We start from the raw sequence: 26,025 nt of genomic DNA, 5'->3' as shown, positions 1-26,025 counted from the left end.
CGGCCCGTGTCACAGACCCCATTTCGCGGCGGTTTCCATAAAGAAGCCCTGTTCCTTCTTCAGCTTCACCCAACTGTTCACATAGTTGATCCACACCTGATCGCCTTGCGGCAACAGCATCGCAATCGGTGTCGGCGCGCGCGGCGCGTCGACAGGGATGGCGGCCACTTGCGGAAACTTCTCGGTCAGGGTGGCACCTTCGATGTTCGAGGTGATGAAGACATCGGCGCGACCGGCCAGAACCTCTTGATAGCCACGGGCGGGCGCTTCGACCACCTTGATGTCGGCTTCCGGGAACCAGCTGCGCACCATCCCTTCGAACGAAGTGCCAAGCGTTGTTGCCACCTTCACGTCAGGCTTGTTGATTGCATCCCAGCCGTCATAGTTCCCCACCTTGTCAGACGTGGTAAACGGCAGAATTTGCACCGAAATATAGGGTTCGGAATACCCCGCCACCTTCATCCTCGACGGCGAAATCGAGGCAGAGCCAGTCATGTGATACTTGCCCGCCACGATCCCGTTCACCAGTGTTTTCCAATCGGTGGGAACAAATTCCAGATTGACCTCGAGGTCCTTGGCCAGTTCGGTCATGATGTCGATGTCATAGCCGCGGTAGCTGTCCGTGGCTGGGTCTTTCATCGTCATCGGGTTCCAGTCTCCGGTCGTGCCCACCTTCAGGACGCCGCCGGAAAGAATGTCATTCAGGGCGGACTGGGCTTGCGCCCCGCCTGCCAGCATCGTCATTGCCAGCAGCCCGGCCCCAAGTGTTCGCAGTAACTTCATCGCGCGGTGTCCTTTTGGTGGTTATCAAGTTCGTTGCTTGTCCGTATACCTTAACAAACAGATTACGGATCGAGGCAGCACTTGGATGAGCCGCTCACGATCAGTTGAACAGATCGCGGGCAATAGAACAAGTGGCGAACATTAACCAAGGCAAGCACGCGATCACCATGGCGCATGTCAGCAAGTGGTACGACGATTTTCAGGTGTTGCGCGACATCACGCTGGAGGTGGACCATGGTGAAAAGCTGGTGATCTGCGGCCCGTCTGGGTCGGGGAAGTCCACCGTCGTGCGGCTTCTGGCCGGATTGGAAAAACATCAGGAAGGCACCATCACACTTTACGGACAGCCCGTAGATGCACAAGGACGCGGCGATATTGGCATGGTGTTTCAACAGTTTAACCTGTTTCCCCACCTGACCGTTCTGGACAATTTGATCCTTGGCCCGATGCGCGCTTTGGGGATGCCCAAGCTGGAAGCCCGCGACCGTGCCATGGCCTATCTGGAACGTGTCCGCATCCCTGAACAGGCAATGAAACTTCCCGGCCAACTGTCTGGCGGCCAGCAGCAACGGGTGGCGATTGCCCGTTCTCTGTGCATGGATCCGAAACTGATGTTGTTTGACGAACCCACATCTGCGCTCGACCCCGAGATGATCGCCGAAGTATTGGAAGTAATGGAAGATCTGGCCCGCGACGGTATGACGATGATCTGCGTGACCCACGAAATGGGGTTCGCGCGCCGGGTGGCCGACCGCATCGCCTTCATGGATGCCGGAGAGGTGGTCGAGGTTGACTCGCCCGAAATCGCCTTTTCTTCGCCGAAATCTGCCCGGTTCGCGCAGTTTCTGGACAAGATTTTGAAGCATTAGGGGATGACGATGACCAAAATCCGCCTGTCGCTTGCGCTTCTTTCGCTCTTCACCTTGGTCGCCTGCTCGGCCCCGCCGGGGACGTGGGGCTGGTATGTGATTGACCCGTCTACCACGGCGGGTTGGACCAATATCAAGTTTCTGCTGCGAGGGTTTTCGGCGACCATCCAGATCTCGGTTTTGGCGGCGGTCGCGTCGATCATCGTCGGCCTGCTTGTTGCCCTGCCCGCTTTCGCCCAAAGCCGTTGGTTGCGCCTGCCCAACCGCATCTATGTCGAGATTATTCGGGCAATCCCCCTGCTGCCGATGCTGTTTTGGGTATATTACGGCTTGCCGGTCGTGTTGCGCTCCATGGGCGTCAACCTCAACATTGACCCGTTCTGGGGCGCGGTGATCACGCTGGCCCTCTCGGACAGTGCGTTTACTGCCGAGATCTTCCGGTCCGGCATTCAGGCTGTCCCGCGCGGACAGGCCGAGGCCGCGCAGACCATCGGGCTGAGTCGGGCGCAGGCAATGCGCTATGTCATCCTGCCGCAAGCGGTGCGGCGCATCCTGCCGCCGTTGGCCAACCAGTTCATCTATATCGTAAAAATGTCCGCCTTCGCGTCCGTGATCGGAATGGCAGAACTGACCCGCCGGGCCAATGAGCTGGTCGTCACCGAATACCGGCCGCTGGAAATCTATACGCTGCTGATCCTTGAGTATCTGGTATTGGTCCTGATTATCTCGGCGGGTGTGCGGTGGTTGGAGCGCAAGATGAATGCGGATGAAAGTCGCTGACAAGCGACGCCCGCGTCAATTCAGATCGTCCAACAATCGCTTGTGCTTCTTGGCTTCGGCAATGGCGCCTGCCAAGGTTTCGATCCCACGCGAATGCAGCATGGCCAGCATCTTGCACAGAACTTCGGCAGTGGCATGGGCATCGCCCAGCGCCGTGTGGCGTAGCTCGGGCGGGATGGTCACGCCCAGCCGTTCGCACAGGGCGTCCAGTGTGTGCACCTCGGTCGTGCCGTAAAGCACCGCCGACAACAGCACCGTATCAAGGATCGGATGGGTCCATTCCACCCCGCAGGTTTCCGCATGTCGCCGCAGGAAGGCCATATCGAACGGGGCGTTATGCGCCACAAGAACCGCCCCGCGTGCAAAGTCATGCAGGTGCTTGCCCGCCACATCAATACCCGGCTGCCCTGCCACCATCGCGTTTGTCACGCCATGCACCTTGGTCGAGGCAGGCGGGATCTTCATGCCCGGATCGACAAGTTGATTGACGATCTCACCCGGCACGATCTTGCCTTTCACGACCCGCACAGCGCCGATCTGAACCACCTCATCCTTGTGCGGCAACAGCCCGGTGGTTTCCGTGTCGAACACGACGTAACTCAGGTCGTTTAGCTGCATATCCATCAGGTTGTCAGTGGCCTGTCCCTCCATCAGATCAAAGTCGAACACCACGGGGCGGCTTTGATCGGGGGCGATATTGGTATGGGCGTCGTCAATGATGACCAGATACCCGTCGCCGGGGCCAAGAGGCTTCAGCCGAGCGTCAAACTCCAACCCATTGGCGGCGGCAAGATCTGTGAAGCTCTGCTCAAGCCCCGTCGCCATCATCTTCTTGTGTGCCGCAAGAAAAGGTCCCTTCTTGAAGTAATCGAAGATCGAGGCATTCAAGCGCGGCGGGCAGACCTGTGACAGCACGCCAGCCGCCTGTTTGTCGTAAAGCACGATCTGGTGCGCCGGGTTCACCAGGATCATCGCCACCGGGATTTCAGACAGAAGCGCGGTCAGCCGCGCCTTGTCCGCGGACAGCCGCGCGGTTTCCGATGCGACGATGCTGGCCTGATCCATGGTGGATTTCATCAACTGCTCGGACACCGCTTCCGCCGCCGGGGCCAGATCACCCAGATAGCGCGCAGCATGTTTGTCCACACCCCCGGCCCCCGCATGAGCACGCGATCGCAGGCCTGTTGCCAACCGCTCAATCGGGCGCGCAACGTTCTCATCGAACAAAAACCAGACGCCCACAGACAGTGCCAGCAGGCCAAATCCGGACAACACCCCGGCAAAAACGAACCCCGATGCCAGCCCGGTTGCTTGCGCACGCGCATAACCGATTGCCAGCGACACCAGTACCAGACCCACCCCACAGACAGCCAACAGTGCGAAAAACAGAAATATCCGCAGGCGCAAAGACAGGGTGGTTAGAATTTTCATGATGTCACCTCAAGTTTGCATATGGCTGCCAGGATGGCGTCGTCTTCCGGCACCTTGACCCAGTCGACTCCCTTGACCTGTCCCGATGCATCAAATTCGACCGCGTCAATCAGTGGCGCCCGTTGACCGGTGTCGCAGTTTCCCAGGACCACCATTCTCTCGGGTGCAGACCATCGTCCCATGAACAGCAGATCGACCATCCGCAAAGCCGGTTGGGCTTGGTGCGTGCGCAATGATTGCTCGTCCAGCGCAACGAAACGCTCGACAAAGGGCACCACGTAAGTCCAGGGACGATAGAGCGATTTGTTCTCGACCTCCATCACCACGGTCATCCCTTCGGGCAGAATCTCCTTCGTGCGGTCGTACCACGCGTATTCGGTGGCAACTGTCGTCACAATCATGGCAAGCCCTGCCCCAACCGGCATCGCCCATTTCGGCAACCTGCCCCCGGTCAGCTTGTTCAGGGCGAGAACCAAACCCGCACCAACAAAGGCAGAGACCAGCGTGGCGACAATCTCGTAAAACATTCACATTCCTTCCATTGCACGCGCCAAGCGTCAGCTTAGCATTCCGCGCCCATGCCCAATGGCACTTTGCATTGATTTCACGACAACAAACGCATCACGAAGATGGCTGCGATCAAATTCTGACAGCGCGGACGGTGCCAGATAATTGTCAGGCGCCTGCCCTTCTTTCACCTGCTCGGCCTGATGTTCCAGCCGAGTTTCGGCAATCAGGTCATAGGCATCCAACAGGTCCTGCCCGCCGGATTGACTCAGACCGCCGGCATTCATGGCCGCGACCAGCCGCGCCCGCGTGTTAGCCTCGGTCAATTGCCCTTGCAGCGCATAAATACGGCCCAGATCAACGATGGGCACGACGCCGTTGTGTTTCATGTCCAGGCGGTTCTTGTGTTCGCCCGTCCGAATGGTTGCAAACCCGCGCAACAGCCCCAGCGGAGGCGTGTGCTTCAGACCATTTGACACCATATGCGCCACGAAGATCGAATTCTTTGCGGCCATCGCCAACGTGTCCGTCTGCAAAGAGCCAAACAGCCGCGCGTCACCCGCAATCGGACGCAGATCAAACATGACCGAGGCCAGCATTTGCGCTTCCGGGCTGGGCTTGGCGACCCACCCTTCAAAATAACCACGCCAAACCGATAGCGGCTGGCGCCAGCGCGGGTTGCTGGCCATCATGTCACCGGGGCAATAGACATAGCCGCAAGTGTCCAGCCCGTCACAGACGAACTTCGCCAGTTCGGAGAAATAGCCATCGCGATCCGCGTCACTCACGTCATCGGACAGGATCAGGCAATTGTCCTGATCTGACACGCCGGTTTGTTCCTGCCGCCCCTGGCTGCCACAGGCCAGCCACAGGTAAGGCACGGGGGCAGGGCCGAGTTTTTCTTCGGCCAGTGCGACCAGACGGCGGGTGGCGGTGTCGGCAATATCGGTGATCAGGCGGGTCACGACCTGATGGGGGCTTCCACCCGCGACAAGCTGCACCAGAAGTTGCGGAATGCGTTTCGTCACGGCGCGCATTTCCAGCGCATCGACGGCTTGCGCCAACTCGCGCACCAACTCGGCTGAGCTGACAGCCTGAAACCGCGTCAGATCCGTTTGGCTGACGATGCCAACCAGCTTGTCACCTTCGACGATGGGCAGATGTCCGATGCGTTTTTCCATCATCACATGCAACACGTCCGACCCGATCGCAGAAGGGGCCAGCGTGATGGGATTGGACGTCATAACAGCGGAAACAAGGGTGTCGCTGGGCAAGGCCTCGGCGACCACTTTGCCCGACATATCACGGGTGGTCAGGATGCCGGTCAGCGTGTCCCCGTCGGTCATGCACAGTGACGACACCCGATGGTCACGCATCAGGATGGCGGCATCACGCACCGTTGCATCCGGCGCGCAGGTGATCGGATTGCGGGCCATGAACGTATCAACCTGCGTGGTGGCAAGGCTTTGCTGACTTTGTTTGCCCTGCCTGTCTGCGCGCGAACGGTCAAAGAACCGGCGCACGGGGTCATGGGTTTTGATCAGGTCCCGGAATGCGTCAACGGGCAGGATCAGCAAGATTGCCTCCGTCACCGCCTGCGTCTTGGTCACCGCGCGACCGTCCCGCAACAGGCCACGTTCGCCGAATGAATTGCGCACACCCAACTGGCTGACGGTCTCGCCGTTTTCGTCTGTAACCTCGACTTCGCCCGCATGAATGATGAAGATGCCCGGCAGCTTGTCGCCCAGCTCGTAAATGGGATCGCCGGATGCAACGGCACGTGGCTCGATCTGCGCAGCAAGCGTAGCCAACGTGTCCTGTGGCAGGACGTCATAGGGGTGCACGGATTGCAAGAAACGAAGGATCTGGTCCTGGGTCAACGGCATTCGAACGGGCCTTTTCTGAACTAAAATGTCCCGCCCGGTGTGCACCGGACGGGACAGGAATGAAAGGGGGCGGGGCGTCGCATCGACCCCTCGCCCTGGCCTTTTACTTGTTCTGTGCCGCACCGGCGCCGCGCGGAACGCGAACCGATTCAACCAGTTCCTGAATATGTGCAGGCGTTTCTTTGGTCATACCCGACACAACATAGGCCACCGCAAAGTTGATCGCAGCACCGATCGCGCCGAACGAAGTCGACTTGACCGTACCCAGAAGCGGATCAGCATCGGTGAAGCTGTTCGTATCCGGGATGAAGAACCAACCTTTGTGCATGAAGATGTAGATCAAGGTAACAGTCAGACCCGCCAACATACCGGCAACCGCGCCGGAGTTGTTCACCTTGGTCGAGAAGATACCCATCATCAGCGCCGGGAAAATCGACGCAGCTGCCAGACCAAAGGCAAGTGCCACGGTTTGTGCCGCGAAGCCCGGAGGATTAAGACCCAGATAGGTTGCAACAACAATCGCAACGGCCATGGCAATACGTGCTGACAATAGCTCACCTTTTTCCGAGATGCCCGGATTGAACGAACCTTTGATCAGATCGTGCGATACAGCCGACGAGATCGCAAGTAGCAAACCGGCAGCGGTCGACAGCGCGGCTGCAAGACCACCAGCTGCAACCAGACCGATCACCCAACCGGGTAGGTTGGCAATCTCGGGGTTAGCCAGAACCAGGATATCACGGTTGAAGTTGGTCAGTTCGTTACCGGCCCAGCCTTTTTCGGCAGCGATGGCCTGAAGTTCAGCGTTGGAGTCGTTATAGTACTGGATCGCACCATCGCCGTTCTTGTCTTCCCAGCCCAGAAGGCCGGTTTTCTGCCAGGTTTCCATCCAATCATAGCGCTGATCTTCTTCGATCTGCTGAACGGTCACAGCGCCACCTTCGATGCCGCCATTGGGCCACATCATTTCCGAGATGTTCAGACGTGCCATGGCACCAACGGCAGGGGCTGTCAGGTAAAGCAGCGCGATGAACACCAGCGCCCAGCCCGCGGACCAACGCGCGTCGGACACTTTGGGAACAGTGAAGAAGCGCATGATAACGTGCGGCAGACCAGCCGTACCGATCATCAGCGACAGTGTGAACAGCAGCATATTGAACGTATCGCCGTAGTGGGCGGTATATTCATTGAAGCCCAGTTCTGTCACAATCGCGTCCAGCTTCGCCAACAGAGGCTCGCCAGATGCTGCGTGATCACCGAACAGACCGAGGGCCGGGATCGGGTTGCCGGTCAGTTGCAGAGAGATGAAGATGGCCGGAATGGTATAGGCCATAATCAACACGACATATTGGGCCACCTGCGTATAGGTCACGCCCTTCATGCCGCCAAACACGGCATATGCGAACACAACCGCTGCGCCGATCAGCAGACCTGTCGTGTTGTCGACCTCAAGGAAGCGACCGAAGGCCACGCCAACACCAGTCATCTGACCGATAACGTATGTGGTCGAGGCAACGATAAGACAGATAACGGCCACGATACGCGCCGTCTGGCTGTAGAAGCGATCGCCGATAAATTCCGACACGGTGTATTTGCCGAACTTGCGCAAGTAAGGCGCAAGCAGCAGGGCCAGAAGCACATAGCCGCCGGTCCAACCCATCAGATAGGTCGAGTTGTCATAGCCGGTGAAGGCGATAAGGCCAGCCATTGAAATGAACGAGGCCGCCGACATCCAGTCAGCCGCCGTTGCCATCCCGTTGGTGACGGGGTGAACGCCACGCCCTGCGGCATAGAATTCTGATGTCGAGCCCGCACGGGCCCAGATTGCGATGCCGATATACAGTGCGAAGCTCGCGCCGATAAACAGCCAGTTAAGTGTAAACTGATCCATGTATTCCAGTCTCCCTTACTCTTCGTCGACGCCGTGTTCACGGTCGAGCTTGTTCATGCGCCAGGCATAGTTGAAGATCAGAATGAGGAAGACGATGATCGACCCCTGCTGAGCAAACCAGAAGCCCAAATCGGTTCCGCCGACGGCGATCCCGGACAGCATTGGGCGCAGCAGGATGCCGAACCCGAAGGAAACCAGCGCCCATATCACGAGGCTGATCAAAATGATGCGCACATTGGCAGACCAATATGCTGAGTTGGATGAGTTTTCGGCCATGAAGCCACCTCCCTAACGTTCCACTGACCGGGCGCTTATGCGAACCGGCCTGTCCCTTTCTTATGCAATCGCCTCCTCAACGATCGCATTCAGATTGCCCGAGATCTCGTCGATGCCCAGCATCGCGTCGACCGTTTTCAGGCTGCCCTTGCCCTTGTAATAGGCAATGAGCGGTGCCGTTTGTTCGTGATAAGCCACAAGACGGCTGCCCACGGTTTCGGCGTTATCGTCGGCCCGGCGTTTCATGTCCGTGCCGCCGCATTTGTCACAAACTCCGGTTTGCAGAGGTTGCTTGAATTCGTCGTGATATCCTTCGCCACAAGTGCCACAGGTGTAGCGACCCGAAATACGGTTCACCATCGCAGCGTCGTCAACCTCAAGGCTGACGGCGGCATTGATCTTCTGACCACCTTCGGCCAACAGCGCGTCCAGTGCCTCGGCCTGAATGGTGGTGCGGGGGAAGCCGTCAAGAATCACGCCCTTGGTGCAATCCGCATCGGTCAAACGGTCGCGCAGAATGGCGATGACGATCTCGTCCGATACCAGTTCGCCCGCTTCCATCACGGCTTTCGCGGCTTTCCCGGCCTCGGTCCCGGCCGCAACCGCCGCGCGTAGCAAGTCACCCGTGGACAGTTGCACAAGCCCGAATGTCTCCTCCAACATCCGCGCCTGGGTGCCCTTCCCAGCCCCAGGCGGTCCAAGCAGGATCAGGACGGGTGCCGCGGTTTTCGTTGCCGCGTCCATCATGCTTTGTCCTTGGCCATGCGGTTGTCGATCAGATCATCCACCACCGACGGATCGGCCAGTGTCGATGTGTCGCCCAGCGCGCCAAAATCATCCTCGGCGATCTTGCGCAGAATGCGGCGCATGATCTTGCCTGAACGGGTTTTCGGCAGGCCCGGTGCCCACTGGATGTAATCCGGGCTGGCAATTGGGCCGATCTCCTGACGCACCCAGTTGCGCAACTCGGTCTTCAGATCGTCGGTGTATTCCTCGCCGTCCATCAGGGTGACGTAGCAATAGATACCCTGCCCCTTGATGTCGTGCGGGAAGCCGACCACGGCCGCTTCGGACACTTTGGGATGCGCCACCAGCGCGCTTTCGACCTCGGCGGTGCCCATGCGGTGGCCGGAGACGTTGATCACATCGTCCACGCGACCGGTGATCCAGTAATATCCATCCGCATCGCGGCGGCAACCGTCACCGGTGAAGTAATAGCCTTTGTAGTCGGCGAAATAGGTCGCCACGAAACGCTCGTGATCGCCAAAAATCGTGCGCATCTGGCCGGGCCAGCTGTCTTTCATGCACAACACGCCCTCGGCCTCGGTGCTGGTGATCTCTTCGCCCGTGGTGGGCTCAAGGATCACCGGCTGCACGCCGAAGAACGGCGTCGTGGCCGATCCGGGTTTGGTCGGAGTCGCACCGGGCAGAGGGGTCAACAAATGACCGCCGGTTTCTGTCTGCCACCACGTGTCAACGATGGGACATTTGCCCTTGCCGACAACGTCATTGTACCAATTCCATGCTTCGGGGTTGATCGGTTCGCCCACAGTGCCCAATACCTTGAGGTCGGACAGGTCGTATTTGGTGACGAAATCCTCGCCACGGGCCATCAAGGCGCGGATGGCTGTCGGTGCGGTATAGAACTGGTTCACCTTGTGCTTTTCACACACGGCCCAGAACCGGCCCGCATCAGGATAGGTCGGCACACCTTCGAACATCAGCGTGGTCGCGCCATTGGCCAGCGGGCCATAGACGATATAGCTATGGCCAGTGACCCAGCCCACATCAGCGGTGCACCAATAGATGTCGCCCTCGTGATAATCGAACACATACTCATGGGTCATCGCGGCCCACAGCAGATAGCCGCCGGAACAATGCTGAACGCCCTTCGGCTGACCGGTCGAGCCAGACGTGTAAAGGATGAACAGCGGGTCTTCTGAATTCATCGGCTCGGCAGGGCAATCGGCAGACGCGTCTGCCATCAGCGCGGCATAGGAATGGTCGCGCCCGGCAACCATCGGCACATCGCCGCCCGTGCGCTCAACCACCAGAACCGGGGTATTGCCAAGGTCGCCATGATCCAGTGCCGCATCCACGTTGGTTTTCAGGGGCGTATTGCGCCCGCCACGCGGGGCTTCGTCGGCTGTGATAACCAACGACGCCTCGCAGCCCGCGACACGCGCCGCCAGTGCTTCAGGCGAGAAACCCGCAAAAACAATCGAGTGGATCGCACCAATCCGCGCGCAGGCCAGCATTGAATAAGCAGCCTCGGGGATCATGGGAAGATAGAGCACAACGCGGTCGCCCTTCTTGACGCCCATCCCCTTCATCACATTGGCCAGCTTCGACACATTTTCGTGGAGTTCGCGATAGGTGATTTTCTTGTCCAGGGTGAGGTCATCGGATTCCCAGATGATCGCGACCTGATCCCCGCGTGTGTCCAGGTGGCGGTCAATACAGTTTTCCGAGACATTCAACTCGCCGTCCTCGAACCACTTGATCGACACATCCGGATGTTTGAAGGTGGTGTTCTTGATCTTGGTGGGGGTCTTGGACCATGTCAGTCGTGTCATCTGATCGGACCAGAACGCTTCCGGGTCGTTCACCGAAGCGGCATACATCTCTTTGTATTTCGCAGCATCAATATGAGCGTTCGCGACAAACTCAGCTGACGGAGCATAAGTTTTATCGGCCGTGTTTTCCGACGACATGCAAGGTCCTCCCAATTATTCCTCCGGATCGCGCTGATCGTGCGATCCACGAAAACCCAAGTGTTAACAGCCCGATTTCCGTTGATGCTGAAAATAGTGGGACAACCCTTCAGCAAACAACAATTTTTTTGTAAACTTGTTTAACTACGCGACCCGACAAGTGTAAATAATTTACTTGAATGGTGAATTTTCTATAGAAACGCTGGTGTTTGCCTGTGAAGAGGTCGCCGCACGATCTGTAAAGCTGACCGCCGGTTTTCGCTAACAATGTTTCGCACGCAGTCATTAATGACCGCAAAACGGGCAGAACCAGCTCAACCTGTAAAGAATCTCCCTGCGCCTCAGTCCAGCCGCAAGGGAATCTTCTATAAGATTCTGCGAGGTTTTCACGTCGGCACGGGCGCGGATTTTGGATCGAAGAGCCACCCACATGGACGCCGCATGCGGGATCATTTACCAATGCCGGACAACAACTCGTGGTGCCCCATGTCCCGTGCATTTGAAAACCTGCTGGATAGCCGCAGATCAACCCGCGCTTTCACCCCCGACCCGGTGCCACGCGGTGCCATTGAACGCATGTGCCGTGCGGCCCGACGCGCGCCCAGCGGGGCCAACCTGCAACCGGGTCGGTTTCATGTGCTGACCGGATCGGCGCTGCGGAAGCTCGTCGCAGCATTGCAAGACGCGCAGAAGAAAAACACGCCACACGCGTCCGAATACACCTATTTCCCGACCCCTTTGCCTGCCGAGTTGAAAGCCCGCCAGCGGGCCGCAGGCTATGCGCTCTATACAGCCCTTGGCATCGAACGACGCGACATCGAGGCGCGGCGCGCGCAGTTTTCCCGCAACTATGCCTTTTTCGATGCCCCCGTCGGCATCGTGGTGACGATCCGGCGCGATATGGGCAAAGGCTGTTTTATGGACCTTGGCATGTCTCTGATGTCGTTTCTGCTGTCTGCCGAGGATCAGGGATTTGGCGCTACCGGAATCGGTGCCCTGGCCAATTATGGCCCGGTTGCGCACAATCATTTGCACCTTCCGGACGACGAAATGGTGGTGTGCGGTATTGCGGTGGGCGTCGCCGATGAAACCGCGCCCGAAAACCAGTTTCGCACCGCGCGCGCCACGCTTGAGGAATTCACGAGTTTTCGCGGCTTCGACTGATCCTGCCCTAAACCGAGCGCAAAACCACCGCCGTGCCCAATCCACCCGCAGCCGCAATCGCGGCCAATCCCGCCCCCCCTTGCGTGGTCAACTGATGATAAAGACGCACCGCAAGGATAGCACCAGACGCCCCCACCGGATGACCGCGCGCCAATGCGCCGCCGTCAGTGTTGACGATCTCACGCGCAAGACCCGCGCCTTGTTGACAGACGATGGCCTGAACCGCGAAGGCTTCCATGATCTCGGCACGTGTCAGGTCGGCTGCTGTCAATCGCGCCTCCTCAAGCGATGCGGCAATGGCGGCGACCGGAGCCAGACCGGGCAAGACCGGGTCGCCGCCGACGGTTGCGCCGGACAGGATTTGCACCGCAGGACGCGCCAACCGTTTGGCCACTCGCTCCGACACCACAAGGCAAAACGCCGCCCCGTCTGCCGCTACCGCCATGTTTGCCGCCGTGATGTCGCCAGACACCACAGGCGCACGGGCGCACAGGCGTGGGGTCAACTTTCGGGTGAAGGCATCGCGGGTGGTGCCAAGTAGCGGAACGATCTCTGCCGCTGCACTTTGATCCTGCCAGCGCATCGCCTTCGCGTGGCTGTCCATCGCCCAATCATCCTGTTCGCGCCGTGACACCCCCAGCTTTCGGCCCAACGCGTCCGCCGCGTCAGCCATATCCGGGTCACGATCCGGCCAGGGGGTGAACGGCGCCTGATCATAGGGCTCGGGTGGACGTCGATCCGCGAAAGTCCGCGACCTGAGTGGGCGGCGTGAATAGTTTTCGGCCCCGCCCGCAAGCACGATGTCATGCTGCCCTGACACGACCAGTGCACGCGCGAGCAGGATTGCATCCAGACCGCCGCAACATTGACGATCTATTGTCAGCCCCGAGACCCGCTCTGGCAACCCAGCGGCCAACCCGGCGCGTCGCGCCGGATTGCCACCTGCACCCAGCGCGTTGGACAGGATCAACTCGCCAACCTCGTCTTCCCCAAGCCCGGCATCAGCAAGCACTGCCTGAACGACCGGGGCGGCCAGATCATGGATGTCAACGGCGGCAAACGCCCCGCCCTGCGGGACGGTTGCGCTGCGTCGGGCGGCGATGATGCAGGCAGTGCTCATGCAAGCTGTTCCAATTGGTGGCCCAGGGCGATCAGGTCGGGTTTTCCGGCGGTCAGCAGGGGCATCCGATCGACGAACAGAATGCGCCGGGGCGTCTTCTGCGCGCCCAGTGTGGCGCGGCAGTGGGTCCGAACACGCGCGGCCAGCGCGTCATCTTGCTGACCTTCAAGAACGCCGATGATGACATGGCCGCGCCGCGCATCACGCACCGCGATGGCTGCACAATGTCCGACGCCGGGCACCGCGCGCATCTGTGCCTCAATCGCTTCGGGAAAGACATTCTGGTCCGACACCGTCACCATCCGGCTTTTTCGCCCCAGAATGGTCAGGTTTCCCGCATCGTCCAACCGACCCATTTCACCGATCGACAAATACCCGTTTTTCCACCTCGTGTCCGGGCTGTCACCATCAACATAGCCGTCAAACAGATACGGGCTTTTCACCCAAATCTCGCCAATGTCGCGCGTGTCGCGGTCCTGTGCATCGCGAACCTGCAGATCAACACCGGGATAAGCGCGCCCGACCGACCCCGACGGCGTTTCCGCATCGCTGATCGTCATGAAACTCGTCTCGGACGCGCCAAAAAACTCGTGCAGGGTGGCAGTGGGAAACATCTGACTGACCTGCGCCCGCGTCTGCGGGTCGAGCGTGCCGCCCCCGCAAAAGATCCAGCGCACTCCGGGAACGGGCTCGGTCGTTGCAGCGGTCAACAGGCGCAACTGGGTCGGCGTGGCATAGAGCACCCGCGCCCCGGCCTGTATGAGCGCACGCGCCTGCGAGCGGGGCTTTAGACCGGTCAGCACAGAGAGGTCGCAGCCGATATGCAACGCCTCCAGCACGGCATAGAGGGTCAGGGAATGGGTGATCGCGCCCAGCACCGCATAGGGCGCGTTCGGGCCGATACCGAACTGGCGACGCGTTACGTCAAAGCTGGCGACCCACGAGGCGGGGCTGCGCCGAATGGTCTTTGGCGCACCTGTGGACCCTGCACTTTGCACCATCAACCATTGGCCGTCGCCTTGGGCCGTGGTGACCGCACCGGTTTGCGTCATCATCAGGCTTTCGCCACGGCGCAGCAGACCCACCACCATTGCCACCGCCCGCGCTGTTTCAGTGCCGATGGCAGACTGCCCCTCGCCAGGCACCAACACGGTGCTTGAGATATCTTTCCGAAAAAGAGTGCCGGTCACATCGGTTTCCTTGCCACGCGATTTGCACAGCACTATGCGATGGAGCTTTGATGTTCGCCAACCCTTTCGGGCGGGTCACGCCCTTAGCGCAGACGTTTTTCAGTGGTCGCGTCAAAGAACATGGCATCCCCGTCACCGAACCCGACAATCACCTCGCTGGATTCTGGCAGCGTGTCTTCGGTCCGGTTTTCCACAATGATCTTCTCGCCGGTCTTGGCGATCAGGTAATCATATGACACCCCGCCCAACCGTTCGCGCAGGTCCAACACAGCACCGCCATTGCCTGCGCTGATGCTCAGATGCTGCGGGCGGACGCCCACGATGACGCGTGAGCCTTCGGCAGGCAGCATCACTTCCGTGGTCACTTCGCGGTTGTTCAGTGAAGACAGAACAACCTTCCCACCGCGCACCGTGCCATTCAGGAAATTCATGGCAGGCGACCCGATGAAGCCCGCTACGAACTTGTTGTCGGGGTCTTTGTACAGGTCCATGGGACTGCCGACCTGTTCGATCACACCGGCGCGCAAAACGACAATCTTGTCGGCCAGCGTCATCGCTTCCACCTGGTCGTGGGTGACATAAATCATCGTCGCGCCGATTTCCTTGTGAAGCCGGGCGATTTCGACCCGCATGTCGACCCGCAGCTCGGCATCGAGGTTGGACAGCGGTTCGTCAAACAAGAACACCTCGGGTCCGCGCACGATGGCGCGCCCGATGGCGACCCGCTGGCGTTGACCGCCAGACAGGGCCTTGGGCTTGCGGTCCAGATAGTCGTCCAGTTGCAGGATGCGGCTGGCTTCCGCGACTTTTTCTGCAATCACCTGTTTCGGATGACCGTTCATCCGTAAGCCGAACCCCATGTTCTCCGAAACACTCATATGCGGATAGAGAGCATAGGTCTGGAACACCATCGCCACCCCACGTTCCGACGCATCGACCCGCGTCACATCCCGTTCCCCAATCCTGATCTGGCCAGATGTGGTTTCTTCAAGCCCTGCAATCATCCTGAGCAGCGTGGACTTGCCGCATCCAGAAGGCCCAACGAACACACAGAACTCGCCATTGTCGATTTGCAGGTCGATATCGTGGATGACCTGAACATCCCCGTATTTCTTGACGGCGTTAGAGAGCGTCACACCTGACATGCGGACATTCCTTCTTTGTTAGCCCGGAAACTGCCATGCTTCGGCAGCCTCGGCGATTTTTGCGGCGGTGCTCAGAAGCTGCGGGCGCAACTGCGTGAGGTCGTCCATGTTGTAATCTTGTCTGGACGTGGTGATGGACAGCGCCCCAATGACCCGTCCGTTGCTGGACAGAATAGGGGCCGCGATACAGTTGATGCCCACCTCGTGTTCTTCGCGGTCAAAGGCCACCCCGTCTTCACGGATCGTATCCAGTTCGGTCCGCAATGCCTCGGCGGTGGTCAGCGTGTTGTCGGTATGCCGAAAGAATGATTGTCGCTTTATCGCATCTTCGCGCGCCTCGGGTTTCAGAAAGGCGATCATGGCCTTGCCAACCCCGGTGCAATATCCCGGCCCGATCTTCCCGGCCTGTGAAAACATATCAATGGGCGTCGCCGCGTTGCGTTTGTCAACATAGAGAACCTGGCCGCCATCAAGTTGGGCCAAGTGAATGGTCTGACCGATCTCGGCCGACAGATCATCCAGAAACGGGCGGGCAACAGGGGCAAGCGAACTTTGGCTCCAGGCCGCGTGCGCCAGACGAACCAGCCGAATCCCGGGCGCATAGGTCTGCCGTTCTTCATCATAAGACAACATCCCCTGGCTGGTCAGCGTTTGCAGCAGGCGATATAGCGTGGCCTTCGGAAACGGGCTTTCGGCGAGAACGTCATTGAACCGCACAGGGCGCGCCTTTTCGGCGACCATATCAAGCACCTGAAGCGCCTTGCCGACAGTTCCGTCCGCAGCTTGCGTGGACTTGTCCATTGCACCCATCTTCGCCTCCTCCCTTGATTTGTCTCTGCGATGAAACTGTTGACATCTGTAACGGACTCCGCGCATAGTTTCAACTGTTGAAATTAAGTTCCACCATATGGAACCATAAATGACAGCTGAATACCTTGGGAGGAACCTCATGCTGAAATCTCTGAAATTGTCCGCAGCAAGTTTTGCGGTGACAGTCGGCCTGGCTACGACAGCCATGGCTCAAGACCTGTCTGGCACGCTGCGCATTATATCTGACATGTCGAATCCCGCACCGCGGGCGATCATGGAAGGGCTGGCCGCTGACTTCGATGCACTGCATCCTGACCTGACCGTCGAATTGGAAGTCGTGGACCGCGAGGCGTGGAAAAGCCAGATTCGCAACGCTCTGACTGCAAATCCACCTGACGTGATCAACTGGTATGCGGCAAACCGCATGGCCCCCTATGTAAACGCCGGGTTGTTCGAAGACATCTCGGACATGTATGAAAATGGCGACCTGCCGGGTCTGGACAGCGTCAAAGGCGCGATGACGTTGGATGGCAAGCAGTGGGGCGTGCCCTATACCTACTATCAATGGGGCATCTATTACCGCGAAGACATCTTCAACGAGCTGGGTCTGAGCGAGCCGACAACCTTCGACGAAGAAATCGCGAACTGCCAGAAAATCCTTGATTCGGGTCGCAAGTGTTACTCGATCGGATCGAAGTTCCTGTGGACCGCCGGTGGCTGGTTTGACTATCTGAACATGCGCACCAACGGTTTCGACTTCCATATGAAACTGGCCACCGGTGAAGCAAGCTGGACGTCGGACGAAGTGCGCGCAACCTTTGCCAACTGGCGCAAGCTGATCGACATGGGCGCCTATATCGAAGACCACCAGACCTATAGTTGGCAAGAGGCCCTTCCCTTCGTGGTCAAAGGAGAAGCAACAGCTTACCTGATCGGTAACTTTGCCGTGCCGCACCTGCGCGAAGCGGGACTGACAGACGATCAGATCGACTTCTATCAGTTCCCGAAGATCGCCGATGTGCCGATGGGCGAGGACGCGCCGACCGACACGTTCCACATCGCTTCGAACGCCACGAATAAGGAAGCGGCCCGCGCGTTCCTGCAATATGTGACCTCGGCTGATGTTCAGACCAAGATCAACGCCGCTGATGGCCTTGGCCAACTGCCAGTCAATGCAAACGCATCGGTCGGCGATGACGAGTTCCTTCAGCAGGGTTTTGAAATGCTGTCGAAGAACGCAACCGGTGGTATCGCGCAGTTCTTTGACCGTGACTTCCCCGCCGAAATGGCATCGGTTGGCATGGAAGGTCTTCAGGAATTCATGGTGTTCCCCGACAATCTTGAGGACATCCTGAATCGCTTGGAAGCTGCACGCAAACGTATCTACAAGTAACCACTCACGTTGGTGCGCCCCGTGTTTAACACTCGCGGGGCGCACACACCCCACCGCATGCAGCCTGCACGATACCGGAAAGCCCCATCAGGGTTTTCCCGTGACGTGTTTAAGGGAGGAACGCGATGTCCACCGCACATGATATGAGCTGGGTCAGGCGCAACCGCATGACGTTGACACCCTTGCTGTTCCTTTTGCCCGGCGTGTTGTTCTTTCTGATCTATGTCATCAGCCCGATCCTTCAAAGCTTCAACATCTCGCTTTACCAATGGGACGGGCTGGGAGAAGCAACCTATATCGGGCTGGGCAACTATCAGGAATTGATGACCGACCGCGCGTTCGAAACATCGCTGTGGAATAACGTGAAATGGCTGGCACTCTACCTTCTGGCAATCCCGGCAGGTCTGTTTATCGCATTGTTCCTGAACCAGACTATTCGCGGTATGCGGCTTTATAAGTCCCTGTTCTTCTTCCCCTTTGTGCTGAGCCAGGTCGTTGTCGGTCTCGTTTTCTCATGGTTTTACCTTCCGCGGGAAGGGTTGTTGAATGCGCTGCTCAGCTTCGTGGGGCTGGACACGATCAACGTGCTGGGCGACCCGACGCTGGCGACCTATGGCATCATCGCCGCCGGTCTTTGGCCGCAAACGGCCTATTGCATGATCCTGTATCTGACCGGGCTGAATGCCGTTGACCCCGAACAGATCGAGGCCGGGCGGCTGGACGGCGCGAAGGGCTGGCGCATGTTGTGGCATATAATCCTGCCGCAGCTGAAACCGGCCACCTTCATCGCGTTCGTCGTCACCATCATCGGCGCCTTGCGGTCCTTCGACCTGATCTCGGTCATGACCAATGGCGGGCCCTTCGGGTCAACCCGCGTCCTCAGCTTCTACATGTTTGAAAAAGCCTTGTCGGAATACGGTTTCCGCATGGGGTATGGCTCGGCCATCGCCGTTGTGCTGTTCCTGATCATGCTCGTCTTCATCGGCTACTTCCTGTGGTCGATGTATCGCGACGAGAAAGCGGCACGGAGGTAAGACAGATGTTTCCAACCCCCATAGATAAACGGTCGCGCGGCGTGCAGATCACCTATCAGACACTGGTGCCGCTGGCCCTGATCATGTGGCTTCTGCCGCTGATCGCGGTGGCCATGCTCTCGATCCGGCCGCTTGCGGATTTTTCCAACGGAAACTACTGGGGCATGCCTTCGTCCTTCGAGTTTTTCACCAATTACGGCAAGGTCTTTCTGGAATCGGACATGCCGCGTTACATGTGGAACTCGATCCTGATCACGGTGCCGACCGTGATCGGCGCGGTGGCCCTGTCCTGCATGACCGGCTTTGCGCTTGGCATCTATCGTTTCCGGGGTAATCTGCTGATCTTCTTCATGTTCATCGCAGGCAACTTCGTGCCATTCCAGATCCTGATGGTGCCGGTGCGCGACCTGACGGTGTCCGCCGGGCTATACGACACCAAACTGGGCCTGGTGCTGTTTCACATCGCGTTCCAGACCGGGTTCTGCACGTTGTTCATGCGCAACTTCATTCGCGCCCTGCCCTATGAGTTGATCGAGGCCGCCCGCGTCGAAGGCGTCGCCGAATGGCGCATCTTCTGGTATGTCGTTCTGCCCCTGATGAAGCCCGCCATCGCCGCGCTGGCCGTGTTGATCTTTACCTTCATTTGGAACGACTATTTCTGGGCCATCGTGCTGACGCAGGGGCCAGATGCACAACCCGTGACGGCGGGCATCACATCCTTCAACTCGCAATTCGTGGCGCAGTACCACTTGATGAGCGCGGGCAGCATCGTGGCCGCCCTTCCCCCCGTGGCGATGTTCTTCCTGATGCAACGCCACTTTATCGCAGGTCTAACACTCGGAGCCGTTAAATGACCAAACTCACCTTCATAGGTGCGGGTTCGACAATCTTCATGAAGAACATTGTCGGCGACATGCTGCATTTCGAGGCGTTGAAAAACGCCACGATTGCTTTGATGGATATTGACGCCACGCGTTTGGCGGAAAGCGAACTGGTGGCGAAAAAGATGGTCGCCACGATGGGCACCGGCGCCACGGTCGAAACCTATACCGATCAGCGCCGCGCATTGGAGGGCGCCGATTTCGTCGTCACCGCGTTCCAGATCGGCGGCTACGATCCCTGCACGATCACCGATTTCGACCTGCCCAAGCAATACGGGCTTCGTCAGACCATTGCCGACACGCTGGGCATCGGCGGCATCATGCGCGGTTTGCGCACCGTGCCGCATCTTTGGTCTGTCTGCGCGGATATGGAAGCGGTCTGCCCGGATGCACTTCTGATGCAATATGTGAACCCGATGGCGATCAACACCTGGGCCATTGCCGAACGGTTCCCGCATATCAAACAGGTGGGTCTGTGCCATTCCGTGCAGAACACGGTTCAGGAATTGGCCCATGATCTGGACATGACCGAGGGCGACATCCGCTTCAAGGTCGCAGGCGTCAACCACGTGGCGTTCTTCCTGCGGCTTGAGGATGCTGCCGGCAGCAACCTCTATCCCGCCCTGCGCAATGGCTATCGGTCCGGCACCCTGCCCAAACCCCCGCTTCTGATGCCACGCTGTGGCAACAAGGTGCGCTATGAGGTGATGGAGCATCTGGGCTATTTCTGCACCGAAAGCTCTGAACATCTGGCCGAATACGTGCCGTGGTTCATCAAGGACGGGCGCGATGATCTGATTTCAGAATTTGGCATCCCGCTGGATGAATATCCCAAACGCTGTGTCGAACAGCAGGCAGAGTGGAAAGAGCAGGCTGTCGCCCTGAAAACCGCGGCGGGGATCAACGTGCCGAAAAGCCACGAGTTTGCCGCCGAGATGATGAATGCCATCGTCACCGGCCAGCCCTATACGGCCTATGGCAACCTGCCCAACACCGGGCAGATCCCGCAACTTCCGATGGGGGCGGCTGTCGAAACCCCCTGTCTTGTTGACATGAAAGGGGTGCAGCCCGGCGTCGTGACCGACATCCCGCCGCAGCTGGTCGCGCTGATGCGCAGCCAGATCAATGTGCAGGAATTGACGGTGCGCGCGCTGCTGGACGAAAACCCCGAACATCTGCACCATGCCGCCATGATGGACCCCCACACCGCCGCCGAACTGGACCTGCGCCAGATCCGGTCACTGGTCAATGATCTGCTGGCCGCACATGGCGACTGGATCCCCGAATGGGCGCGCAAAAGGAAAGCCGCATGACCAAGAAACGCCGCAGTCAGAACTGGTATGGAAAGCTCGACAAGGACGGGTTCATTCATCGCTCGTGGATGAAGAACCAGGGCTTTCCCGATCACGCCTTTGACGGGCGCCCGATCATCGGCATCTGCAATACGTGGTCAGAACTGACCCCCTGCAATTCGGGCCTGCGCGACCTGGCCGAGGCCGTGAAACGCGGCGTGTGGGAGGCGGGTGGCTTCCCGGTTGAATTCCCCGTCATGTCGCTGGGCGAAACCCAGATGAAACCCACAGCGATGCTGTTTCGCAATCTGTTGGCGATGGATGTCGAGGAATCGATCCGCGCCTATGGCATTGACGGTGTTGTTCTTTTGGGTGGCTGCGACAAGACCACGCCGGGGCAGTTGATGGGCGCGGCATCGGTCGATTTGCCCTCGATCGTGGTCAGCTCCGGTCCCATGCTGAACGGCAAGTGGAAGGGCAAGGATATCGGGTCCGGCACAGATGTCTGGAAATTCTCCGAAGCCGTGCGCGCAGGCGACATGACGTTGCAGGATTTCATGGCGGCGGAATCCGGCATGAGCCGGTCCAAGGGCGTGTGCATGACAATGGGCACGGCCTCCACCATGGCGTCGTTGGTCGAGGCGATGGGCATGTCCCTGCCCACCAACGCCGCCCTTCCCGCCGTCGATGCCCGCCGCGCCGCGCTGGCGCATCTGACCGGAAAACGCATCGTTGAAATGGTCGACGAGGACCTGAAACCCTCGGATATCCTGACGAAAGAGGCGTTTGAAAACGCCATCCTGGCAAACGCCGCAGTGGGGGGGTCGACCAACGCGGTGGTTCACCTTCTGGCGCTGGCTGGGCGCGTAGGTGTTGATCTGTCCCTGTCGGATTTCGAGCTGGGCAGTGACATTCCCCTGTTGGTCAACTGTATGCCTTCCGGCAAATACCTGATGGAAGATTTCTGCTATGCGGGCGGCATGCCGGTGGTGATGCAGGAACTGGCCAAGGCCCGACATCTGCGCGCGGCCAGAACCGTTCTGGGCGGTGACATCAACGCCTATGCGGACGGGGCCGAATGCTACAATGACGACGTGATCAAGCCATTTGCCGATCCGGTAAAGTCGGCGGCGGGGCTGCGCGTGTTGCGCGGCAATCTCGCGCCCAATGGGGCCATCGTAAAGCCCTCAGCGGCAACCGATCGCCTGCTGGAACACGAAGGCGAGGCGTTCGTGTTTGAAAATATCGAAGACATGAAAGCAAATATTGACCGCGATGACCTGCCGGTTACGCCTGACACGATCCTTGTGCTGAAAGGTGTGGGTCCGAAAGGTTATCCCGGCATGCCCGAGGTCGGCAACATGCCAATCCCGGCCAAGCTGGTGCGCGAAGGGGTGCGCGACATGATCCGCATCTCGGACGGGCGCATGTCGGGCACGGCCTATGGCACGGTAATCTTGCATGTCTCGCCCGAAAGTCAGGCCGGTGGTCCCCTGGCCCTGGTCAAGACCGGCGACCGTATCCGTGTCAGCGCCTCAAACGGCAAACTTGATCTGTTGGTGGACGAAGCGGAACTTGAAGCACGTTGCGCGGGCTGGACCCCGGATAAACCGCATTACACACGCGGCTATGCCAAGCTCTATATCGACACGGTGCTGCAAGCCGAACACGGCGCCGACCTTGATTTTCTGGTGGGGAAAGACACCCGCCTTGTAACGCGAGAGAGCCACTGATGACACACCCGACGTTTACCGACCTTGGCGGCGCATCCGTCTTCATCACTGGGGGCGGCTCCGGCATCGGGGCGGCACTGACCGAAGGCTTCCTGCGGCAAGGCGCGAAAGTGGCCTTTGTGGGCCGAACGGACGCCTCTGATTTTGTGACACAGATGGAAGCCGATACCGGCAATCGGCCCTTGTTCATCCAATGTGACATCACCGACATTGCCGCTCTGAAAGCCGCGATCGCCGACAGCACCAAGGCGCATGGCCCGATCACCGTGCTGGTCAACAACGCCGCCAATGATCAACGCCATGCCACACTGGACGTGGACGAAGCATTTTGGGATTGGTCGCAGTCAATCAACCTGAAGGCCTATTTCTTTGCCTGTCAGGCGGTCATTCCCGGCATGAAGCAGGCGGGCGGCGGGGCGATCATAAATTTTACATCCATCAGCTACATGATGGGCAACACCGGCTATCCAGCCTATACGACCGCCAATTCCGGCATCAACGGGATGACCCGCAGCCTTGCGCGGGAATTCGGTCCTGACGAGATCCGCGTCAACGCACTCGCTCCCGGCTGGGTGCTGACGCAAAAGCAACTGGAGCTTTGGGCCGACCCGGAAGCGCTTGCCGCCCACTTGGAACGGCAGTGCCTGAAAAAGCATCTGGACCCGGATGATATCGTCACCCCGACCCTGTTTCTGGCCTCTGACGCAAGCCGTATGATCACTGGGCAATCACTGGCCGTTGATGGCGGCGTGGTGGTGTCGGGATGAACGACACCATCAGCAAACCCGACTGGATCGCTGTCGATTGGGGCACCACACACCTGCGCGTCTGGTTGATGGACAACAGGGGTGAGGTTCTGGACCACCGGTGCAGCGACCAGGGCATGGGCGTGCTGGCGCGTGGCACATTCGAACCGACTCTGCGCGCCATGCTGTCGGATGTGCCGGGCGCAAAGGCCTTGCCGGTGATCATCTGCGGCATGGCCGGGTCGCGCCAAGGCTGGGCCGAGGCACCCTATGCCAGTGTGCCCTGCCCGCCACCCGGTGTTGCGCAGGCGACCCGGTTTCAGGTGGACGGGCTGGCGGTGCACATCCTGCCCGGCATCAAGCAAGACACCCCCGCCGACGTGATGCGCGGCGAAGAAACGCAGATCGCCGGGTTTCTGGCCCGCGAGCCGACCTTTGACGGCATCCTGTGCCTGCCGGGATCGCATACCAAATGGGTGCATATCAGCGCCGGCGAGATCGTCAGTTTCCGCACCTATATGACGGGTGAAATGTTTGCGCTGTTGGGCAAGCAATCCGTGCTGCGCCACTCGGTCGACACCACGGAATGGGACCAAACCGCCTTCGACGCCGGCCTTTCCGATACGTTGTCCCGGCCCGCCGACCTTGCCGCGAAGCTGTTTTCACTGCGGGCCGAGGCATTGCTGCACGACCTGTCCGCCCCGGCTGCCCGCGCGCGGCTGTCTGCGCTGTTGATCGGCGCGGAACTGGCATCGGCAAAGCCCTATTGGCTTGGGCAACAGGTGGTCGTCATCGGCGCCACGCAATTGGCCAATGCCTATCACGGGGCGCTTGCACAACAGGGCGTCGCGGTGCGATCTGCCGATGTCGGAGACCTGACTCTGGAAGGGCTGACGGCGGCCTTTCACCACCTGACAGGAGGGCCAAAATGAGCCGTGAGCTCATCGCCATTTTGCGCGGCATCCAACCGGACGAGGCCGTGGCCATCACCGACGCACTGATCCATGCAGGCATCACCAAGATCGAGGTGCCATTGAACTCTCCCAACCCTTTCGACAGTATCACCCGTATGATCGCTCATGCCGGGGATCGCGCGCTGATCGGGGCGGGCACTGTTCTGACCGTGGAGGCGGTGGACCAACTGGCCAGGCTCGGTGCAGGCATGGTTGTTTCACCCGATGCCAACCCCGACGTGATCAGCGCCACGAAACGGCATGGCATGTTGTCCTATCCCGGTGTCCTGACCCCGACCGAGGCGTTTGCCGCACTGCGCGCAGGCGCTGACGGGCTGAAGTTCTTTCCCGCCTTCAAACTTGGGTTGGACGGGTTCAAGGCGCTGTCCGCCGTGTTACCCCAGGCCACGCGCACATATGCGGTGGGTGGTGTTGGCCCTGCGGATTTTGTCAACTGGATCAGTGCCGGGATCACCGGATTTGGCCTTGGCTCGAATATCTACCAGCCGGGCCATACTGCGGACGAGGTTGCCAAAGCCGCCGACCAGATCGTCGCGGCCTATGACACGGCTACCAAATGACCATTAACGTCTTTTCCAGCACCATTTGCCAACTGGGCGAGGGCGCGTTCTGGCACCCCGAACGCGAACAGTTTTTCTGGTTCGACATTCTGGGAAAACGACTTTTGACCCGCGATAGTGAGGGCGAGCGACACTGGAATTTCGACGATTGCGTTTCAGCCGCTGGCTGGGTGGATCGCGACACGCTGGTTCTGGCGGATGGCTCGGCGCTGTGGCGGTTCGACATCGAAAGCGGTTCGCGCGAGCGGCTGGTCGGGCTGGAAGAAGATATGCCGCATACCCGCTCCAATGACGGGCGCGCCGACCCCTTTGGCGGGTTCTGGATCGGCACGATGGGCCGAAATGCGGAACCCGGGACTGGGGCGATCTATCGGTATTATCGTGGGGCGCTGCATACGCTGGTGGAGAATATCACGATCACCAACGCCATTTGCTTCTCGCCAGACGGGCGACACGCATACTACACCGACACAATGGACGGACGGATCCTACGTCAGCCGCTGGATGGCGATGGCTGGCCCAAAGGTGCAGCGGATGTGTTTCTGGACCTGTCTGACGAACCCTTCGGCCCCGACGGCGCGGTGGTCGATCAACAGGGACGGTTCTGGAACGCGCAATGGGGCGCGTCCCGGGTCGCCTGCTATGACCCGGATGGCTGCCTGGTTGACACCTATGCGCTGCCCACCCCCCAAGCGTCCTGCCCGGCCTTTGGTGGCCCAGACCTGAGCACGCTATTCGTCACCACCGCCGCCGATGGGCTGACCGAAGATGCCATGGCGGGCAAGACCTTCGCGATCACGACCACGACCAAGGGCCAATCTGAGCATCAGGTCATTCTGTGAGAAC

Annotated in this window: 24 protein-coding genes; 12 read left to right on the top strand and 12 right to left on the bottom strand. The window is 59.3% G+C overall.

Annotated elements, in window-relative coordinates; all coding sequences use genetic code 11:
* Window positions 1-9: 9 nt before the first annotated feature.
* Window positions 10-783 (bottom strand): transporter substrate-binding domain-containing protein, encoded by a 774-nt coding sequence (locus AC13C8_RS09095; protein WP_091428798.1) that lies wholly within the window; start codon window positions 781-783, stop codon window positions 10-12.
* Window positions 784-950: 167 nt separating this feature from the next.
* Between AC13C8_RS09095 and AC13C8_RS09090 the strand changes: the two genes are divergently transcribed.
* Window positions 951-1,652 (top strand): amino acid ABC transporter ATP-binding protein, encoded by a 702-nt coding sequence (locus AC13C8_RS09090; protein WP_482847148.1) that lies wholly within the window; start codon window positions 951-953, stop codon window positions 1,650-1,652.
* A gap of 9 nt (window positions 1,653-1,661) precedes the next feature.
* Window positions 1,662-2,432 (top strand): amino acid ABC transporter permease, encoded by a 771-nt coding sequence (locus tag AC13C8_RS09085; RefSeq protein ID WP_091432041.1) that lies wholly within the window; start codon window positions 1,662-1,664, stop codon window positions 2,430-2,432.
* Between the two features lie 15 nt (window positions 2,433-2,447).
* On the opposite strand, the gene AC13C8_RS09080 is transcribed toward AC13C8_RS09085, so the two are convergent.
* From AC13C8_RS09080 to acs, 7 genes are all read right to left on the bottom strand, one after another.
* Window positions 2,448-3,863, bottom strand: a complete 1,416-nt coding sequence (locus AC13C8_RS09080) for a 3'-5' exonuclease (protein WP_322787715.1) — start codon at window positions 3,861-3,863, stop codon at window positions 2,448-2,450.
* On the bottom strand, window positions 3,860-4,390 hold the full coding sequence (locus AC13C8_RS09075) for a hypothetical protein (protein WP_091428793.1): 531 nt from the start codon (window positions 4,388-4,390) through the stop codon (window positions 3,860-3,862). Before AC13C8_RS09075 ends, AC13C8_RS09080 begins: the two co-directional genes overlap by 4 nt.
* 30 nt (window positions 4,391-4,420) lie before the next feature.
* Window positions 4,421-6,256: a DUF294 nucleotidyltransferase-like domain-containing protein gene (locus tag AC13C8_RS09070; protein WP_482847093.1), complete on the bottom strand. Its 1,836-nt coding sequence runs from the start codon at window positions 6,254-6,256 to the stop codon at window positions 4,421-4,423.
* 103 nt (window positions 6,257-6,359) lie between these two features.
* Window positions 6,360-8,147, bottom strand: a complete 1,788-nt coding sequence (locus AC13C8_RS09065) for a sodium:solute symporter family protein (protein WP_091428789.1) — start codon at window positions 8,145-8,147, stop codon at window positions 6,360-6,362.
* Window positions 8,148-8,162: 15 nt separating this feature from the next.
* Window positions 8,163-8,423, bottom strand: coding sequence for a DUF4212 domain-containing protein (locus tag AC13C8_RS09060; protein ID WP_091428788.1), 261 nt, complete (start codon window positions 8,421-8,423; stop codon window positions 8,163-8,165).
* Between the two features lie 60 nt (window positions 8,424-8,483).
* Entirely contained in the window at window positions 8,484-9,167 is a 684-nt protein-coding gene (locus tag AC13C8_RS09055) for an adenylate kinase (RefSeq protein ID WP_482847147.1), read from the bottom strand.
* Window positions 9,167-11,137 carry an acetate--CoA ligase gene (gene acs, locus AC13C8_RS09050; RefSeq protein ID WP_482847092.1) on the bottom strand — a complete coding sequence of 657 codons (1,971 nt, stop codon included), beginning with the start codon at window positions 11,135-11,137 and terminating at the stop codon, window positions 9,167-9,169. The genes AC13C8_RS09055 and acs overlap by 1 nt, the downstream gene beginning before the upstream one ends.
* Window positions 11,138-11,623: 486 nt before the next feature.
* Here acs and AC13C8_RS09045 point away from each other — a divergent pair, with 486 nt between their 5' ends.
* Window positions 11,624-12,301: a nitroreductase family protein gene (locus tag AC13C8_RS09045; protein WP_091428779.1), complete on the top strand. Its 678-nt coding sequence runs from the start codon at window positions 11,624-11,626 to the stop codon at window positions 12,299-12,301.
* Between the two features lie 7 nt (window positions 12,302-12,308).
* On the opposite strand, the gene AC13C8_RS09040 is transcribed toward AC13C8_RS09045, so the two are convergent.
* The 4 genes from AC13C8_RS09040 to AC13C8_RS09025 all read right to left on the bottom strand — a co-directional run bounded on the left by AC13C8_RS09040 (window position 12,309) and on the right by AC13C8_RS09025 (window position 16,566).
* Window positions 12,309-13,421 carry a thiolase family protein gene (locus AC13C8_RS09040; protein WP_482847091.1) on the bottom strand — a complete coding sequence of 371 codons (1,113 nt, stop codon included), beginning with the start codon at window positions 13,419-13,421 and terminating at the stop codon, window positions 12,309-12,311.
* Entirely contained in the window at window positions 13,418-14,611 is a 1,194-nt protein-coding gene (locus AC13C8_RS09035; protein ID WP_482847090.1) for an AMP-binding protein, read from the bottom strand. The genes AC13C8_RS09040 and AC13C8_RS09035 overlap by 4 nt, the downstream gene beginning before the upstream one ends.
* Before the next feature lie 83 nt (window positions 14,612-14,694).
* The gene (locus AC13C8_RS09030) at window positions 14,695-15,756 is read right to left on the bottom strand and encodes an ABC transporter ATP-binding protein (protein ID WP_091428773.1); all 1,062 of its coding nucleotides are present in this window, start codon (window positions 15,754-15,756) and stop codon (window positions 14,695-14,697) included.
* Between the two features lie 18 nt (window positions 15,757-15,774).
* Window positions 15,775-16,566, bottom strand: coding sequence for an IclR family transcriptional regulator (locus AC13C8_RS09025; RefSeq protein ID WP_177179289.1), 792 nt, complete (start codon window positions 16,564-16,566; stop codon window positions 15,775-15,777).
* Window positions 16,567-16,705: 139 nt separating this feature from the next.
* On the opposite strand from AC13C8_RS09025, the gene AC13C8_RS09020 reads away from it, so the two are divergent.
* The 9 genes from AC13C8_RS09020 (at window position 16,706) to AC13C8_RS08980 (ending at window position 26,021) form a co-directional block, all read left to right on the top strand.
* Window positions 16,706-17,959, top strand: coding sequence for an ABC transporter substrate-binding protein (locus AC13C8_RS09020; protein WP_177179288.1), 1,254 nt, complete (start codon window positions 16,706-16,708; stop codon window positions 17,957-17,959).
* Between the two features lie 125 nt (window positions 17,960-18,084).
* Complete coding sequence (locus tag AC13C8_RS09015; RefSeq protein ID WP_091428772.1) at window positions 18,085-18,993, top strand: carbohydrate ABC transporter permease; 909 nt, start codon at window positions 18,085-18,087, stop codon at window positions 18,991-18,993.
* A gap of 5 nt (window positions 18,994-18,998) precedes the next feature.
* Window positions 18,999-19,847, top strand: a complete 849-nt coding sequence (locus AC13C8_RS09010; RefSeq protein WP_482847089.1) for a carbohydrate ABC transporter permease — start codon at window positions 18,999-19,001, stop codon at window positions 19,845-19,847.
* The gene (gene melA, locus AC13C8_RS09005; protein WP_482847088.1) at window positions 19,844-21,187 is read left to right on the top strand and encodes an alpha-galactosidase; all 1,344 of its coding nucleotides are present in this window, start codon (window positions 19,844-19,846) and stop codon (window positions 21,185-21,187) included. The genes AC13C8_RS09010 and melA overlap by 4 nt, the downstream gene beginning before the upstream one ends.
* On the top strand, window positions 21,184-22,899 hold the full coding sequence (locus AC13C8_RS09000) for an IlvD/Edd family dehydratase (protein WP_482847087.1): 1,716 nt from the start codon (window positions 21,184-21,186) through the stop codon (window positions 22,897-22,899). Before melA ends, AC13C8_RS09000 begins: the two co-directional genes overlap by 4 nt.
* Window positions 22,899-23,666, top strand: coding sequence for an SDR family NAD(P)-dependent oxidoreductase (locus AC13C8_RS08995; protein ID WP_091428763.1), 768 nt, complete (start codon window positions 22,899-22,901; stop codon window positions 23,664-23,666). The genes AC13C8_RS09000 and AC13C8_RS08995 overlap by 1 nt, the downstream gene beginning before the upstream one ends.
* Window positions 23,663-24,577, top strand: a complete 915-nt coding sequence (locus tag AC13C8_RS08990; protein ID WP_482847086.1) for a 2-dehydro-3-deoxygalactonokinase — start codon at window positions 23,663-23,665, stop codon at window positions 24,575-24,577. The genes AC13C8_RS08995 and AC13C8_RS08990 overlap by 4 nt, the downstream gene beginning before the upstream one ends.
* Window positions 24,574-25,179: a 2-dehydro-3-deoxy-6-phosphogalactonate aldolase gene (locus AC13C8_RS08985; protein ID WP_482847085.1), complete on the top strand. Its 606-nt coding sequence runs from the start codon at window positions 24,574-24,576 to the stop codon at window positions 25,177-25,179. Before AC13C8_RS08990 ends, AC13C8_RS08985 begins: the two co-directional genes overlap by 4 nt.
* Window positions 25,176-26,021, top strand: a complete 846-nt coding sequence (locus AC13C8_RS08980; RefSeq protein WP_482847084.1) for an SMP-30/gluconolactonase/LRE family protein — start codon at window positions 25,176-25,178, stop codon at window positions 26,019-26,021. Before AC13C8_RS08985 ends, AC13C8_RS08980 begins: the two co-directional genes overlap by 4 nt.
* Window positions 26,022-26,025: the final 4 nt, after the last annotated feature.

This window comes from Aliiroseovarius sp. B-4 (genome assembly GCF_056857795.1).
The sequence above is the reverse complement of the archived record's forward strand: the minus strand, read 5'-3'. Positions and strand labels throughout refer to the sequence as shown.

Bases quoted from the DNA above. Each gene is read 5' to 3' on its own strand.
- AC13C8_RS09095 (WP_091428798.1), bottom strand. From the start codon at position 783: ATGAAGTTACTGCGAACACTTGGGGCCGGGCTGCTGGCAATGACGATG.
- AC13C8_RS09090 (WP_482847148.1), top strand. From the start codon at position 951: ATGGCGCATGTCAGCAAGTGGTACGACGATTTTCAGGTGTTGCGCGAC.
- AC13C8_RS09085 (WP_091432041.1), top strand. From the start codon at position 1,662: ATGACCAAAATCCGCCTGTCGCTTGCGCTTCTTTCGCTCTTCACCTTG.
- AC13C8_RS09080 (WP_322787715.1), bottom strand. From the start codon at position 3,863: ATGAAAATTCTAACCACCCTGTCTTTGCGCCTGCGGATATTTCTGTTT.
- AC13C8_RS09075 (WP_091428793.1), bottom strand. From the start codon at position 4,390: ATGTTTTACGAGATTGTCGCCACGCTGGTCTCTGCCTTTGTTGGTGCG.
- AC13C8_RS09070 (WP_482847093.1), bottom strand. From the start codon at position 6,256: ATGCCGTTGACCCAGGACCAGATCCTTCGTTTCTTGCAATCCGTGCAC.
- AC13C8_RS09065 (WP_091428789.1), bottom strand. From the start codon at position 8,147: ATGGATCAGTTTACACTTAACTGGCTGTTTATCGGCGCGAGCTTCGCA.
- AC13C8_RS09060 (WP_091428788.1), bottom strand. From the start codon at position 8,423: ATGGCCGAAAACTCATCCAACTCAGCATATTGGTCTGCCAATGTGCGC.
- AC13C8_RS09055 (WP_482847147.1), bottom strand. From the start codon at position 9,167: ATGGACGCGGCAACGAAAACCGCGGCACCCGTCCTGATCCTGCTTGGA.
- acs (WP_482847092.1), bottom strand. From the start codon at position 11,137: ATGTCGTCGGAAAACACGGCCGATAAAACTTATGCTCCGTCAGCTGAG.
- AC13C8_RS09045 (WP_091428779.1), top strand. From the start codon at position 11,624: ATGTCCCGTGCATTTGAAAACCTGCTGGATAGCCGCAGATCAACCCGC.
- AC13C8_RS09040 (WP_482847091.1), bottom strand. From the start codon at position 13,421: ATGAGCACTGCCTGCATCATCGCCGCCCGACGCAGCGCAACCGTCCCG.
- AC13C8_RS09030 (WP_091428773.1), bottom strand. From the start codon at position 15,756: ATGTCAGGTGTGACGCTCTCTAACGCCGTCAAGAAATACGGGGATGTT.
- AC13C8_RS09025 (WP_177179289.1), bottom strand. From the start codon at position 16,566: ATGGGTGCAATGGACAAGTCCACGCAAGCTGCGGACGGAACTGTCGGC.
- AC13C8_RS09020 (WP_177179288.1), top strand. From the start codon at position 16,706: ATGCTGAAATCTCTGAAATTGTCCGCAGCAAGTTTTGCGGTGACAGTC.
- AC13C8_RS09015 (WP_091428772.1), top strand. From the start codon at position 18,085: ATGTCCACCGCACATGATATGAGCTGGGTCAGGCGCAACCGCATGACG.
- AC13C8_RS09010 (WP_482847089.1), top strand. From the start codon at position 18,999: ATGTTTCCAACCCCCATAGATAAACGGTCGCGCGGCGTGCAGATCACC.
- melA (WP_482847088.1), top strand. From the start codon at position 19,844: ATGACCAAACTCACCTTCATAGGTGCGGGTTCGACAATCTTCATGAAG.
- AC13C8_RS09000 (WP_482847087.1), top strand. From the start codon at position 21,184: ATGACCAAGAAACGCCGCAGTCAGAACTGGTATGGAAAGCTCGACAAG.
- AC13C8_RS08995 (WP_091428763.1), top strand. From the start codon at position 22,899: ATGACACACCCGACGTTTACCGACCTTGGCGGCGCATCCGTCTTCATC.
- AC13C8_RS08990 (WP_482847086.1), top strand. From the start codon at position 23,663: ATGAACGACACCATCAGCAAACCCGACTGGATCGCTGTCGATTGGGGC.
- AC13C8_RS08985 (WP_482847085.1), top strand. From the start codon at position 24,574: ATGAGCCGTGAGCTCATCGCCATTTTGCGCGGCATCCAACCGGACGAG.
- AC13C8_RS08980 (WP_482847084.1), top strand. From the start codon at position 25,176: ATGACCATTAACGTCTTTTCCAGCACCATTTGCCAACTGGGCGAGGGC.